The sequence below is a fragment of the Brevundimonas sp. ALps5 genome (genome assembly GCF_058681645.1).
On record NZ_CM178744.1, the window covers coordinates 382,795 to 398,343 of the forward strand.

Below are 15,549 nucleotides of genomic sequence, written 5' to 3' on the forward strand. Positions count from 1 at the left end.
GTAGCCCGTCCCCCTCAGGCGCTGTCCCCCCATGTCCCCTTCTCCGATGAAGCCCGGGCGTCGCGATCTCGCGAAGGCCGGGCTCGGCGGCCTGCTGGCCGCCGCCCTGCCGACCGCCGCCCTCGCGCGACCCGCCGACGATCCTGATGAGCCGTGGGCCGAGGCGCGGGCCATCCGCGCCCGCATCCGCCCGCCGGTCTTCCCGCGCGCCAACCGCTTCGGGCCCGAGCAGTTCGGCGGCAAGGCGGACGGCGTCACCGACAACACCGAGGCCTTCCGCCGCGCCATCGACGCAGCCTCGAAGGCGCCCGGCGGCGGTCGGGTGGTGGTCGAGGGCACGGCGGACGGGACCGTCTGGCTGACCGGCGCCATCCATCTGAAGTCCAACGTCGAGCTGCACGTCTCGCGCGAGAGCACCATCCGCTTCCGCACGGAGCCCGAGGCCTACTTCCCCGCCGTCCTGACCCGCTACGAGGGGACGGAGTTCATGGGGATCTCGCCCTTCATCTACGCCTACGGCTGCGAGAACATCGCCATCACCGGGCACGGCATCCTGGACGGTCAGGCCAGCCGCGAGAACTGGTGGCGGCAGAAGCGGGTCGCCGACGGTCAGGAGAGCGACAACGGCCGCCTGCGCCGCTGGGCCGAGGAGGGCAAGCCGGTCGCCGAACGCGTCTTCGGTCCGGAGGCGACCATCCGCCCGCAGTTCATTCAGCCCTACCGCTGCAAGAACGTCCTGATCTCGGACCTGACCATCCTGCGCTCGCCCATGTGGGAGGTGCATCCGGTGGAGTGCGAGAACGTCACCGTGCGCCGGCTGACCATCTCCAGCCACGGGCCGAACAATGACGGCTGCGACCCGGAGAGCTGCCGCGACGTCCTGATCGAGGACTGCGTCTTCGACACGGGCGACGACTGCATCGCCATCAAGTCCGGCCGCAACGGCGACGGGCGGCGGCTGAACAAGCCGACCGAGAACCTGATCGTCTCGGGCTGCACCATGCTGGACGGCCACGGCGGGGTGACCCTCGGCAGCGAGATCACCGGCGGGGTCAGGAACGTCTTCGTCGAGAACTGCCGCATGGACAGCCCCCGGCTGAACACCGCCATCCGGTTCAAGAACAACGCCGCGCGCGGCGGGACCCTGACGAACGTCCACGTCCGCGACGTGACGGTGGGCCAGGTCGCCCATGCCGCCATCACCATCGACTACAACTACGCCGAGGGGGCCAACGGCGGCTTCACCCCGGTGTTCGACGGCCTGACCATCGAGCGGCTGACCGTCGGTCGCTGCGAGCGGGTGCTGGACCTGCAGGGCTTCGAGACCGCCCCGATCCGCAACATCGCCCTGAAGGACTGCGACTTCGTCCGCGCCGCCGAGCTCGACATCATCGAGCACGTCGAGGGCCTCACCTATTCGGGCGTGCGCCGCAACGCCCGGGCCGTCGACGGCCCTTCTCCCGGCGGCCACGGCAACCCTGCAGACCGTTCCGGTTGAGGACACCTCCATCATGTCGAACCACGCCCGTCCCCTGATGATGACGGCGGCGCTTCTGGCCGCCCTTTCTCCCCTGCCCGCGCTTGCCCAGACAACGGGAAGTGGGGCGGCGCCCGCAGCGGCTTCCGCTCCCGCGCCGACCACCGGCCGCGACCGGCTGATCGCCTGGCTGACCGATCTGGCGCGGCAGCACGCGGCCGAGCGCCGCGCGGCCATCGCCACCCTGACCACCGAGGCCGAGGCGCGCCAGCGTCAGGTCCGCGTCCGCTCCCTGCTGGCCGAGATGGTCGAGTTCGAGAGCGCGGCGGGTCCCGTCGTGTCCGAGAGCGCCGGCGTCAGCCATGAGGACGGGTTCGACGTCGAGCGGGTCCGCTACCAGAGCCTGCCCGGCTACTGGGTCACGGCCAATGTCTTCACGCCCAAGACGGAAGGTCCCCACCCGGCCATCATCATCCAGCCCGGGCACGGGGTAGACGGCAAGCTGGGCAACTTCAGCTTCGCCGCCAACTTCGCCCGCGCGGGCTTCGTGGTCCTGAACATGGACATCGTCGGCGAGGGCGAGCGCATCCAGCACTTCGACCCGGAGATCGGATCGTCCAAGGTCGGCCGGCCGACCGGCGAACACTCCATGGCCTTCGAACAGGCCCTGCCGATCGGCGGCCACGTCTCGCGCTACTTCCTGCAGGACGCCATGCGCGGCGTGGACTACCTCATGGCCCGGCCCGACGTGGACGACCAGAAGATCGGGGCATTCGGCTGCTCCGGCGGCGGCACGATGACGGCCTATCTGGCGGCCATCGACCAGCGCATCAAGGCGACCGCGACCGCCTGCTACGTCACCGACTTCGACCATCTGCTGGCGCCGGGCGTGACCGGGCCGCAGGACGCGGAGCAGTCGATCCCCTTCTTCATCGAGCGGGGTCTGGACCTTGCGGACTGGGTCGAGGCGGCGGCGCCCCGCCCCTATGCCGTGGTCTCCACCACCTCGGACATGTTCCCCATCGACGGCGCCCGCGCGGCCTATGCCGAGGCGAAGCGGTTCTACGGCCTGATGGGCGCCGAGGACCGGATCACCATGATCGAGGGGCCGGGCGGGCACGGCAATCTGGGGCCGATCGCGCCACAGATCGTGGCCTTCTTCACGAAGACCCTGATGGACAGCCCGGCCGAGCGGCCGTTCACGCCCGTGCCGCTGGGCGACGCCGCGCGGTTGATCGTCACCCCGACGGGCCAGCTGTCGACCTCCAATATCGGCCTGTCGCTGCAGCAGGTCATCGCCGCCGACGCGCCGACGGCCCCGGCCCCGGTCGCCGGTGAGACCCCGGCCCAGACCCTGGCGCGGCTGCGGGTCGCCATCGCCGACATCGCCCGGACCAGTGTGAAGCCCGGCGCTGCGCCGACGGTGGCGAGGGGCGCCGACGGGGCGACAACGCCTCTGACCTTCGAGATGGCGCCCGGCATGGAGGTCCGCGCGACCTACACTGTCGGCGCGGCCACGGAACGCCGTCCGACCCTGCTGCTGCTGGCGCCCGCCGCCAATCCGGCGCTGGTCTCGGCCTATACGGCGGCCGGATGGAACGTCCTGTGGCTGGAGCCCCGCGGCGCCGGTGGGACCGAGGAGGCCAAGTCGCCGCTGACCGGGGACTGGACCCTGTTGTCGCTGCGCGCGCTTCTGGTCGGCAAGACCCCGGTCGGGATGCGCACCGACGACGCCGTCGCGGCGATGAACTGGCTGGTGGCGCAGGCCGAGGTCGATCCGGCCCGTATCGACGTCATGGGGGTCGGCGCCCTGGGGCCGGTGGCCCTGCACGCCGCCGTGCTGGACGACCGCATCCGCCGGGTCACCGCCGACAGCTCCGTCACCAGCTACCGCGAGTTCCTGGACCGGCCGATCAGCCTGAACATGGCCGAGGTCAACCTGCCCGGCGTGCTGCGCCGCTATGACCTGCCCGACCTGATGGCGGTGCTGGGCGACCGGCTGACGCTGGTGAACCCGGTGAGTTCGATCGGTGACCTGATGACCGCCGCCGAGGTCGCTGCCCGGGCTCCGAAGGCGACCGTCGTCCTGCGCGGCGCCCGCGATCCGATCGCGCCGCCGCCCGCCCGCTAGCGTTCCAATCTCAAGCGAAGGCCGTCCCCATGCTGCGTTCCTCGCCTGCCCTCTTGCTGAGCGCCCTGATGGCCTCGGTCGCCCTGCCCGCGCTCGCCCAGACGGCGGGTCCGGACGGGCGGCTGTTCCACGCCCCGCTCGACAGCGGCTATGCGGCGGATCAGGCGGGGGGGATCGCCGCGCCCCTGTTCGTGGATCAGGTCGAGCTAACGCCGGACGGAGCGCAGGGTGGCGCGGTGCGCGCGTCGGACGCCCAGATCCTGGCCTGGGCGGCGCCGGGCAATCTCTATGCACAGAGGGGGACGCTGAGCTTCTTCTGGCGCTCGCACCAGCCGATCGGGCCGCGCCAGTTCGTCATCTTCCGCGTCGGCTATCCCGATCACACCAGCTGGGACATGACCTTCCTGCGGCTGGACTGGAACGGGCATGGCTTCGACGCCTTCGTGACGGATGCGAGCCTCGCCCGGGTCAGGGTGTCGTTCGACGCCCCGGCGCCCGATCCGGAGGCCTGGACCCATCTGGCCGTGGCCTGGGACGAGACCAGCGGTCTCACCCTCTACGTCAACGGCAAGCCGGCGGCGAAGACCAGCCAGACGGCGGTGCTGGACAACGGCCTGTTCGCCTTCGGCCCGCACAGCCGGATCATCTCGGGCTATCAGGTCCAGAGCGCCTACGACTACCAGAGGGGCGGCGACGTCGACGAGGTCTCGACCTTCGACCACCGGCTGGGCGACGCCGAGGTGGCGGCGCTGGCGGCGCACCAAACCCCGACAGGAACTGCCTTCCCCGCCCGCGATATGGCCGATCCGGCGACGCGGGACGAGTGGCGGATGCGCTATGGCTTCAACCGGCCGAACGACCCGCCGCCCTATCTGGACGCGGCCTCGACGGCCATCCGGGTGGTGCGGCCGACCGAGGCCCGCGACATCCGGGCCCTGTTCTCCAAGGGGACCGACGGCATCCGCGAGAGCACCTGGCCGGGGGTCTACAACCGCTCGCGTCTGGCGGGACGGCACGACTACTTCGTCCTGCCCGACTGGAACGTCTATGAGGCCGGCGGCAAGGCCCTGACCCTGTCCCTGCCCGACCAGCCGTGGAACCGGATCGAGATCCAGGGGGCGGCCGACGGGACGCTGACCGCCGTGGACGGGACCACCGAGACCCGCATCGGCGAGCGGGCGCGGGGGCAGGAGCGGACCACGCTGCAGCTGGGCGCCGAGCGCACCGGCGGGGCCGTCCGCTTCGACAACCGGGTCCAGGAGACCCCCATCCGCGAGATCGGCGTCTATGACGTCCGGCCGGGCGAGGCGCCCGCCGGATCTGCCGCTCTGGACTATGTCGTGGACGCCCAGGCGGCGACGACCTGGCCGACGCTGGATGAGCTCAACACCTGGATCGCCGGCCGCTTCGTGCCCGACGAGCGCGCGACCGTGGTCGCCATGCCCAACGCGGCGCCCCGGTTCGGGAGGTCCGCCCCGGCGGCCCGCGCCCCGCGACCGGCGTCCGGCGCCTCGATGCCCCTGGTCCACGTCCTGATCCCGGCGGACTTCAGGAACGTCCGGCCCGGCGGGGAGCCGGCGCGGCTGGACTATGGCTGGGCGAACATGAGGGACGGGCTGGACGGCTTCGTCCTGCAGATCCCGGCCCTGACGTCGACGCCCACCCACGATGGCCTGATCCCGCTCAACATCCGCATCAAGGACCCGATCTGGCCGGACCGCGACCTGCTGGACGTCAACGTCTCGGTCAAGCCGGGCGAGGCGCGGACCCTGTGGCTGGACACCCGCGACCGCTTCCTGCCCAACGACCGGAGCCTGTATCTGACCGTGGCCTCGGCCAGCCCGGACTTCGGGGCGCAGAGCCTGAACGGGATGAAGGTCCGGCTGGTGTTCAAGCCGCGCGAACAGGCCCTGGCCGAGCACGTCGCCGACCGCGAGGAGCAGGTGAAGGCCAACCTGGCCTGGTTCGTGGAGGAGCAGCCGAACAACCGCCTGCTGCCCGTCTATGAGCGGTTCGACCGCGACGTGACCGACCTGCTGCGCGTCGATCCCGACAACGTCACGGCCCGCATCTACTGGAACGAGCAGAACGGCGGCCAGCCTTACCCCGCCTTCGCCCAGACCCAGCCGGCGCCCGGCGTGCCGCTTTGGGCGCATCGGCAGATCGAGGACCTGAAGCTGGTCGAGCGGTTCGTGAACTGGTGGATCGACAACCGCCAGATCCCGGCCGGTCAGAATGGCTCGGGAGAGCTGGGCGGCGGCCTGTCGGACGACAGTGACCTTCTGCACCAGTGGGTGCCGCTGTGGATGATGGGCTCGGAGCCGGAGAAGGTCCGGGCCAGCCAGGCGGCGGCGCTGGAGGCCATCTACCGCTCGGGCATGATCACCGACGGGCTGAACACCATCCGCGCCGACGAGCTCCACTCCTATGAGGAGGGGATCAACACCATCGCCCAGTACGGCCAGATGAACCGAGGCAGCCCCCGGGCCATCGAGCGGCTGATGGCGACGGCGCGGCGCTATCCGGAGATGACGGCGGTCAACGCGGCCGGGCACCGCCACTTCCTGTCCAACTCCTTCTCAACGCACGACTTCTCGTCGGAGGGGCCGTGGGGGCGGCAGAGGGGCAACAACTTCCTGATGTTCCACCCCGGGGTCCTGCTCGTCCAGTGGAACGGCTCGCCCCGGACCAAACAGGTCATCCTCGAGACCCTCGACGGCTTCCTGGCGCACCAGCGGCCGGCGGCGAACGGGACGGGCGTGGTGCTGGACAGTCCGATCGACTGGACGAGCGACCAGAGCTTCACCGTCAACGGGCCGCTGGGCAACACCACCGGCGGGGGTCTGGGCGGCTCGACGACGGCCTTCTGGGCCGCTTGGAGCTGGACCCATGAGGACCGGTACCTGGCGCCGTTGCTGGGCGCGGGGACCGGCGGGCTGAACGGTCTGGGGCCGGACGCCATGTCGGTGCTGGGCAAGCGCGACGTCTGGGGGCCGATGTTCGTGACGGCGGCGGGCGCGCCCGACAGCTACCGGCTATCCAACACCGGCGGTCAGGGCAGCCCGGTCAATATGGCCCGCTTCGGCGCCTGGCAGACCACGGGCGACAAGCGCTATCTGGAGACCCTCTACGCCGCCGAGATCCAGTCCGGGACCCAGAGGATGGGGATGATGACCACCGGCGAGCTGTGGACCGACCGGGTCCAGATGCCGTCGGAGATGCTGCAGCGCTCGCGCCTCGGCGGGGTCGGCGCGCGGCGGGGCCAGATCTTCCCCGGCAACGTCGTGTCGTGGCGGTTCGCCGGGTCTGACGGCGGCTCTCCAGGATCGGGGGCCGGGGCCGACAGCGTGGCCATCCTGCTGCCCGAGGCGACGCCCGAGCGGTTCAAGGTCATCGCCTTCAACGTCACCGACCGGCCGGTTCAGGCGACCCTGATCGGGGCCGGGGTGACGCCGGGACGGTGGTCTCTGAGCCAGGGCGTGGACGCCGACGGCGACGATCACGCCGAAGCGCCGGCGACCTCCACGATCACGTTCGAACCGGGGGCGGAGGTCGCCCTGACCCTGCCGCCGAAGCAGGCGGTGGTGCTGGATCTGGCCCTGACCGAGGCCGGGACGCCGATGGCCCAGCGGCCCGACGTCGGGCTGGATCCGGGGGATGTGGTGGTTGCGGGCCGCTCGGCGCGGGTGACCGTGCATGGTCTGGGCGGCGTCGCCTCTCCGGCCGGCGAGGTGCGGATCGAGGACGCCTCGGGGCAGGTGGTAGGCCGTGCGCCCTTCCCTGCGCTCGCCGCGCCCGAGGACCTGCTGCCGAAGACGGCGACGGTTCGGGTGGCGCTGCCGCGTACAAGCCTGACCGGGCTGCGCGTGAGGCTGGCGCTGAACGGCGAACCGGTCGAGATCAGTCCCGCCAACAACGTCGTCACCCTCCCCTGACCTTCTGAGGACCCGCCATGATGTGGAACCGCCGCACCCTCCTCGGCGCTGCCGCCGCGACCAGCGTCGCGCTCGGCGCCAAGGCCCAGACCGCGCCCGCGCCGCGCGCGCCGCAGACCTGGCCGGCGGCCGGGCCGGACCTGACGGGGACGCCATCGGCGCCGGTGGTCATCCCGGCGCCGGACGAGCCCAGGGGGCTGCTGTCCGACGCGTCCTTCCCCATCTGGCCCGAGGGCAAGGTCCCGGGATCGCGGGGGGTGACGGCGCGTCGGCTGGTGCTGGAGCGGGGCTCGCCCGCGGCCCACGACCGGGCGGTGATGCACGTCTCCCAGCCCCTCCTCGAGGTCTTCCGACCGGCCAACCCCAACGGCTCGGCCATGGTGGTCGCGCCCGGCGGCGGCTATGTCCGGCTGGCTATCGACAAGGAAGGGGCTGGCGCCGCGCGGCGGCTGAACCAGTGCGGGGTGACGGTCTTCGTCCTGAACTACCGCCTGCCCGGCGACGGCTGGGCGGCGGGCTATGACGCCCCGCTGCAGGACGTCCAGAGGGCGGTGCGGCTGGTCCGGTCGCGGGCGGCCGAGTGGGCGCTGGACGTCAAGCGGATCGGGGTCATGGGCTTCTCCGCCGGAGGGCATCTGGCCGCCGCCTCCCTGACCCGATACGACGACGCGGTCTATGAGCCGGTGGACGCGGTGGACCAGACCTCGGCCCGGCCGGACCTCGTCTGCCTCGGCTATGCCCTGATGAGCGTGGGCTCGGGCGCGGGCCAGTTCCCGGGCCCGGACGCCGAGGCGCGTCAATCATTGACTGAGCGCGTGAAGCCGGGTCTGGCGCCGACCTTCCTGGTGCATGCGGCGGACGACCGCACCGTGCCCGTGGCCAACAGCCTGAACATGTTCCAGGCGCTGAAGGCCGCCGACGTTCCCTGCGAGATGCATATCTATCAGGAGGGCGGACACGGCTTCGGCTTCAGCCTTCCCGGCGACCGGCCGGCCTCCCACTGGCCCGACGCCTTCGAGGCCTGGGCCCGGCGGTCGGGCTTCTTCAATCCGGCCTGATTGCACTCAAAAAAGGCGAGTGCAAAAGGTGCAATTTTGAAAGTTAGACCTTAGAAGTGTGATCCTTTCGGTTGATTTCAAAGGCTTAAAATTTCGCAGATCCTTTGCACTCGGTTTGCACTCAAGTGCATCCGCCTGCACGCGCCCGGGCACGGGCGGCAAGGCGATCCGGCAGTATCCCACACCCTGAAAGGGCGCCGAACCGAATGGCGCGAAAAGGGTTCAAACCCTGTGAGGGCGGCGTCGGGGATGCGAGGCCGATTTCGCTTCTGGCCACGGACATATCCCCTTCACGGGTCGGCGGTTATACCGTCGGCGGAATCGGTCTCCTCGCGGGTTAGCGAAGCGGGACGGACCGTGCTAAGGCCCCGCGCTTCGACGAAGGCGGCGGCGACCGTCAGGGTTTCAGACTTCCTTTTTTGACTTCATGGAGTGCGTGAGATGAGCAGGGTTCTGGTGATCGGCGCCGGCGGCGTGAGTTCGGTCGCGGTCCACAAGATGGCGATGAACAGCGACATCTTCTCGCACATCACCGTGGCGAGCCGGACCAAGTCCAAGTGCGACGCCATCGCCGCCTCGGTGAAGGAACGCTTCGGCGTGACCATCGACACCGCCGCCATCGACGCCGACGACGTGGCGGCGACCACGGCCCTGATCAAACAGGTCAACCCGGTTCTGCTCGTCAACCTGGCCCTGCCCTACCAGGACCTGACCCTGATGGACGCCTGTCTGGCGGCCGGGGTCAACTATCTGGACACCGCCAACTACGAGCCGCGCGACGAGGCCAAGTTCGAATACAGCTGGCAGTGGGCCTATCAGGAGCGCTTCAAGGAAGCCGGTCTGATGGCCCTGCTCGGCTCGGGCTTCGACCCCGGCGTGACCTCGGTGTTCACCACCTACACCAAGAAGCACCTGCTCGACTCGATCGAGACGCTGGACATCCTGGACTGCAACGGCGGCGACACCGGCCTGCCGTTCGCGACCAACTTCAACCCCGAGATCAACCTGCGCGAAGTGACCGCGCCGTCGCGCCACTGGGACAACGGCCAGTGGATCGAAGGCCCGGCCCTGACCAACAAGCAGGTCTATGACTTCGAGGGCGTCGGCCCGAAGAACATGTACCTCATGTACCATGAGGAGCTGGAGTCGCTGGCCAAGTTCTATCCCGAGATCAAGCGCATCCGCTTCTGGATGACGTTCGGCGACAGCTACCTCAAGCACCTCGACGTGCTGGGCAACGTCGGCATGCTGTCGATCGAGCCGATGATGTTCCAAGGCCGCGAGATCATCCCGATGGAGCTGCTCAAGGCCCTGCTGCCCGAGCCGTCGTCGCTGGGCCCGCTGACCAAGGGCAAGACCAACATCGGCACCATCGCCACCGGCCTGAAGGACGGGGTGCAGAAGACGGTCTACATCAACAACATCTGCGACCACGAAGAAGCCTATGCCGAGACCGGCAACCAGGCCGTCAGCTACACCACCGGCGTCCCGGCCATGATCGGCGCGGCCCTGATGGTGACCGGCGCCTGGAAGGGCGAGGGCGTGTTCAACATGGAGCAGCTGGATCCCGATCCCTTCATGGACATGCTGAACAAGCACGGCCTGCCCTGGAAGGTGCAGGAACTGGACGCGCCTCTGGCGTTCTGATCGGACCGACATGTCGCACACCCCGACCGCCGCCATGGAAACGAAGGCCGGCGATCCCGGCGCCTTCGCCCGTTTCGATCTGAACCGCGTCCCCTCGCCGGCCTTCGTGGTCGACGAGGCGGCGGTGCGGCGCAACCTCGGCGTCCTGAAGGATGTCGGGGTGCGCGGCGGCGCGCGGGTGCTGCTGGCGCTCAAGGCCTTTTCCATGTGGTCGCTGGCCGATGTGGTCGGCGAGTATCTGGACGGGGTCTGCGCCTCGGGCCTGTGGGAGGCGCGGCTGGCGCGGGAGTTCTACAAGGGCCACCTGACCACCTACTCCCCGGCCTACAAGCCCGAGGACCTGCCCGAGATCCTGCGGATTTCGGACAGCGTGATCTTCAACACCCCGACCCAGGTGGCGCGCTTCGCCGACCTGATCGCCGAGGCGCGGGCGGCGGGATCGGTGTTCGACATCGGCCTGCGTCTGAACCCCGAACACTCCGAGGCCGAGGTCGCGAAATACGATCCCTGCCAGTTCGGTTCGCGGCTGGGCTTCCCCATCTCGCAGCTGAAGCCCGAGCATCTGGAGGGTGTCGACGGCCTGCATCTGCACGCCCTGTGCGAACAGGGGTTCGAGCCGCTGTCGCGCGTCTGGGGCGCCATCGAGCCGAAGCTGACGCCGCTGCTTGCGCATGTGAAATGGGTCAATCTGGGCGGCGGTCACCACGTCACTCGCGCCGACTATGACCGCGACGGTCTGGCGGCCTTCCTGAAGGCGCTGGGCGAGACCCACGGGGTCGAGGTCTATATCGAGCCGGGCGAGGCCATCGCGCTCGATACGGGCATTCTGGTGGGCGAGGTGCTGGACACCTTCGAGAACAGCCTGCCGATCGCCATCACCGACATCTCGGCGACCTGCCACATGCCCGATGTGATCGAGGCCCCCTATCGGCCGGCGATGCTGGGCGAACCGGCCGAGGGCGTGCGCTACCGTCTGGGCGGGCCGTCCTGCCTGGCCGGCGACATCCTCGGCGACTATGTCTTCGCCACGCCGCCGGTCGCCGGGACGCGCATCGCCTTCCTCGACCAGGCCCACTATTCGATGGTGAAGACCAACACCTTCAACGGCGTGCCCCTGCCGGCCATCGTGCTGTGGAACTCGGCGACGGACGCGCTGAAGGTGGTCAAGGCGTTCGGCTGGACCGAGTTCCGGGACCGGCTTTCCTAGGTTTTTGGCCTAAGCTTCAGAAGGCGGCGACCTCCGTCGAGCCGGTGATCGTCAGGGTCGCGGCAGACCCTTGCGCGCCCGTGCCCGGCTGGCCGCCGCCGATCCACAGAGCGGCGTCGCCCGCGGGGACCTGACGTTTGCCTGCGTCATCGACGACGCCCAGAGCCACGGCCGGGATGTCGAAAGTGACGCGGCGGGCCTCACCGGCCTTCAGGGCGATGCGCTGGAAGCCCGCGAGGCTGCGGATGGGGGCGCCCGCCACGGGGCGGGAGATATAGAGCTGAACCACCTCGTCGCCGTCGCGATCACCGGCGTTGGTGACCTCGATTGAGACCCGGGCCGGGGCGCCGGCGGCGATGCGGGCGTGATCCAGTCGAGCCGCGCCATAGGCGAAGCGGGTGTAGCTGAGGCCGTAGCCGAACGGGTACAGCGGCGTCCCGGTGAAGCGGCGGTAGGTGCGGCCGTCCATCGAATAGTCGGTGAAGGCCGGGAGGTCGTCAGCCGAGCGGTAGAAGGTCAGGGGCAGACGGCCGGCGGGGCTGAAGTCGCCCGCGATCAGCTCGGCGACGGCGCGGCCGCCCTCCCCGCCCGGATACCAGGCCTCGATGACGGCGGGCAGGTTCTGACTGGCCCAGTTCAGGCTCATGGCCGAGCCGTTCATGGTGACGAGGATGACGGGCTTGCCGAGGGCGTGGAGGCGCTCCAGCAGCTGTTCCTGCGGCGCGGGCAGGTCGAGGCTGGTGCGGTCGCCGCCGGCGAAGCCCGGGGCCTGAACGGACATCTCCTCACCTTCCAGACGGGCGGTCAGGCCGCCGGCGAAGACGATCAGATCGGCGTCACGGGCCGCGGCCAGAGCCGTGGCGTCGCCCGTGCCGGGGCGGCTCCAGCGCAGGCGGTGGGTGGCGCGTGAGCCCTTCTGGGAGGCCTCGACACGGAAGGCGTAGGTGCGGCCGGCCTCGAGGGTGACGGCGGTGTCCGACGTGGGCCAGGCGGCGTCCCAGACGTCGGCGATCAGCCTGTCGTCGACATAGACGCGGTAGCCGCTGTCGCCGGTGTAGCGGAAGCGGTACTCGCCGGGCTCGGTCACCTTGAGGAAGCCGGTCCAGCGGATCGAGGTCTGGCGCTCCTGACGGGTCGGGCGACCCCAGCTGAAGGCGACGTTGACGTCGTCGCGGACGACGGAGGTTCCGTCGAGCTCGGGGCCGGAGAACTCTTCGGCGCGCAGACCCGGCTGGGCGCAGGCGGCGTCGCGGCAGAAGGCGGCGTCGGGAATGTCCTCCAGCGGCGGGGCGACCCAGCCCGTGCCCTCGACGAAGGTCACCTGGCTGTCGGGGAAGCGCGCCTTCAGACCGGCCAGCAGGGTGACGGGGGCGGAGGGCGTGCCGTTGTAATTGCCGGTCAGGGCGTCGAGGCTGTCGGCGTTGGGGCCAATGACGGCGATGCGGCGCGGCGCGCTCTTCAGCGGCAGGAGGCCGTCGTTCCTGAGCAGAACCAGCGAACGGCGCGCGGTCTCGAGCGCCAGGGCACGGTGCTCGGGGGTATCGAAGTCGGTGGCCTTGATGTCGGCGAAGGCGCCGGCGGAGGGCGCATCCAGCGTGCCGAGGCGGTAGCGGGCGGTGAACAGGCGGATCAGGGCGGCGTCGAGGGTTTGCTCGCTGACGAGGCCCTGCTCGACAGCGCGGACGGTGGTCTCGGGCCGGGCGGTGCCGTTGGCGACGAAGTCGCAGAACAGGTCCGTGCCCGACTTCAGCGCGAGGGCCGCCGCCTCCTCGGGCGTGGCGACGGTGGCGTGGGAGGTCGGCAGATAGATGTCGGCGACGGCGGCGCAGTCGGAGACGACATGGCCGTCGAAGCCCCAGTCGGTGCGCAGCCGGTCGTGCAGCAGGGCCGGACTGGCGCAGGCCGGCAGGCCGTCGACGGCGTTGTAGGCGCACATCAGGGCCCGGGCGTGGGCTTCGGTGATCGCGGCGTGGAAGGCGGGCAGATAGGTCTCGGTCAGGTCGCGCGCCGAAGGGTGGATGTCGTCGCGGTGGCGGCCGGCCTCGGGACCGCTGTGGACGGCGAAATGTTTGACGGCGGCGATGGTCTTGGGATGCAGGGGATCGTCACCCTGCAGCCCTTCGATGAAGGCGACGCCGAAGCGCGACGTCAGATACGGATCCTCGCCCCAGGTCTCCTGCCCCCGGCCCCAGCGCGGGTCGCGGAAGATGTTCACATTGGGCGACCAGACGGTCAGGCCGCGATACTGGCGCGAGCTTCCGTCGGGCGCGAGGCCGGCCAGGTATTTGGCGCGGAACTCCGTGCCGATGACGTCGGCGACCTGATGGATCAGGCCGGTATCCCAGGTGGCGGCCATGCCGATGGCCTGGGGGAAGACGGTGGCGACGTCGGCGCGGGCGACGCCGTGCAGACCCTCGCTCCACCAGTTGTAGGCGGGCACGCCGAGGCGCGGGATGGCCGGGGCGTCGTGCTGGATCTGGGAGGCCTTCTCGGCGAGCGTCATGCGCGCGACCAGTTCGGCGGCGCGGGCCTCGGCGGAGGGCTGGGCCGGCGCGGTCTGGGCGCGGGCGACGGGAGCCGTCAGGGCGAGAGCGAGGGCGAGCGCCGTCAGCAAGGGTCTGAGGATCATCCGGCGTCTCCCATGCGCGTTCGTCGCGTCTGGAATGACCATATCATCATACAAATGACGCGCCACATCGGAATGGCAGCGCACCCGATCCATAAGCCGGCTCACAGGCGCGGCGAAGTTTCCTCGTTCGGCCATCGCGGCGGTTGCGGTTAGGGTCGCGCCTTCTCCGAGCGAGGCTGCCGATGCCGACCCTGCCCAAGCGTTTCCACCCCGCCCTGCTGGTGGTCGCGGTGACCTTTCTTGCTTTGCTGTTCTCAGCCGGGCTGAGGTCCGCGCCCGGGGTGCTGATGGTCCCGCTGGAACTGGCTTTCGGCTGGGACAGGGCGACCATCTCGCTGGCGGCGGCGATCGGCATCCTGCTGTACGGGGCGGTCGGACCGTTCGCGGCGGCCCTGATGATCAGTTTCGGCATCAAGCGGACCATGCTGGCGGGTCTGGCCCTGATGGCGGTCGCCACCTTCGCCAGCCAGTGGATGAGCCAGCCCTGGCACTACATCCTGACCTGGGGCCTGCTGTCGGGGATCGGATCGGGCGCCGTGGCCTCGGTGCTGGGGGCGGCGGTGGTCAATCGCTGGTTCGCCACGCGGCAGGGACTGGTCATGGGGCTGCTCAGCGCCTCGACGGCGACCGGGGCCCTGGTCTTCCTGCCCGTGCTGGCCTGGCTTTCGGAGACGGGGGCGTGGAAGCCGGTGGTGCTGACCGTCAGCGCCAGCTGCGCGGTGCTGATCCCGCTGGTGGCCCTGCTGGTGCCCGAGCGGCCCGAGGACCGGGCGACGCGGCGCTTCGGCGAGGCCGCCGACACCCCGCCCGCCCCGCCGATGAAACAGGCGGCAACGCCCTGGCTGGCCATCGAGGCTCTGGTGCGCGCGGGTAAGACGCCGGTCTTCTGGCTGCTGGCCGGGACCTTCTTCGTCTGCGGCCTGACGACCAACGGGCTGGTCGGGACCCATATGATCGCCTTCTGCGGCGACCACGGCATCGCGCCGGTGGCGGCGGCGGGCCTGCTGTCGATGATGGGCTTCTTCGACCTGATCGGGACCACGGCCTCGGGCTGGCTGACCGACCGGTACGATCCCCGGCGGCTGCTGGCCGTCTATTACGGGCTGAGAGGGCTGTCGCTGCTGGCCCTGCCCTTCATCGACTTCGGCCCGGCCAGTCTGACGGGGTTCGCGGTCTTCTACGGCCTGGACTGGATCGCGACGGTGCCGCCGACGGTCAAGCTGGCCAACCAGTCGTTCGGCGAGCGCGACGCCCCGATCGTCTTCGGCTGGGTGCTGGTGGCGCACCAGATGGGGGCGGCGGTCGCGGCCTTCGGCGCCGGGGCGATCCGGGAGGCCACGGGGACCTACAACCCCGCCTTCCTGCTGGCCGGGGCCTTCGCGGTGGCGGCGTCGCTGGTCTTCATCGGCGGCTTCCGGCCCAGGCCGGCCGTGGCCGCCGCCTGATACGAAAACGGCGCCGCTCC

The 15,549-nt window shown here is 70.2% G+C and carries 8 protein-coding genes; 7 read left to right on the forward strand and 1 reads right to left on the reverse strand.

Annotation, left to right across the window (positions count from 1 at the left end):
- Positions 1–31 precede the first annotated feature (31 nt).
- From ACW172_RS01570 to ACW172_RS01595, 6 genes are all read left to right on the forward strand, one after another.
- Positions 32–1,498, forward strand: coding sequence for a glycoside hydrolase family 28 protein (locus tag ACW172_RS01570; RefSeq protein ID WP_492033445.1), 1,467 nt, complete (start codon positions 32–34; stop codon positions 1,496–1,498).
- A 13-nt stretch (positions 1,499–1,511) separates the two neighbouring features.
- Positions 1,512–3,608: an alpha/beta hydrolase family protein gene (locus ACW172_RS01575; protein ID WP_492033446.1), complete on the forward strand. Its 2,097-nt coding sequence runs from the start codon at positions 1,512–1,514 to the stop codon at positions 3,606–3,608.
- A 29-nt stretch (positions 3,609–3,637) separates the two neighbouring features.
- Positions 3,638–7,543, forward strand: coding sequence for a LamG-like jellyroll fold domain-containing protein (locus ACW172_RS01580; RefSeq protein WP_492033447.1), 3,906 nt, complete (start codon positions 3,638–3,640; stop codon positions 7,541–7,543).
- Positions 7,544–7,560: 17 nt separating this feature from the next.
- A complete protein-coding gene (locus tag ACW172_RS01585; protein WP_492033448.1) occupies positions 7,561–8,601 on the forward strand; it encodes an alpha/beta hydrolase in 1,041 nt (346 codons plus the stop codon).
- A 441-nt stretch (positions 8,602–9,042) separates the two neighbouring features.
- The gene (locus tag ACW172_RS01590; protein WP_492033449.1) at positions 9,043–10,248 is read left to right on the forward strand and encodes a saccharopine dehydrogenase family protein; all 1,206 of its coding nucleotides are present in this window, start codon (positions 9,043–9,045) and stop codon (positions 10,246–10,248) included.
- A 10-nt stretch (positions 10,249–10,258) separates the two neighbouring features.
- A complete protein-coding gene (locus ACW172_RS01595) occupies positions 10,259–11,455 on the forward strand; it encodes a carboxynorspermidine decarboxylase (RefSeq protein ID WP_492033450.1) in 1,197 nt (398 codons plus the stop codon).
- A 16-nt stretch (positions 11,456–11,471) separates the two neighbouring features.
- Here ACW172_RS01595 and ACW172_RS01600 read toward each other — a convergent pair whose 3' ends face one another.
- Entirely contained in the window at positions 11,472–14,084 is a 2,613-nt protein-coding gene (locus ACW172_RS01600; protein WP_492033451.1) for a glycoside hydrolase family 3 C-terminal domain-containing protein, read from the reverse strand.
- Positions 14,085–14,266: 182 nt separating this feature from the next.
- On the opposite strand from ACW172_RS01600, the gene ACW172_RS01605 reads away from it, so the two are divergent.
- Positions 14,267–15,529: an MFS transporter gene (locus ACW172_RS01605; RefSeq protein WP_492033452.1), complete on the forward strand. Its 1,263-nt coding sequence runs from the start codon at positions 14,267–14,269 to the stop codon at positions 15,527–15,529.
- Positions 15,530–15,549: the final 20 nt, after the last annotated feature.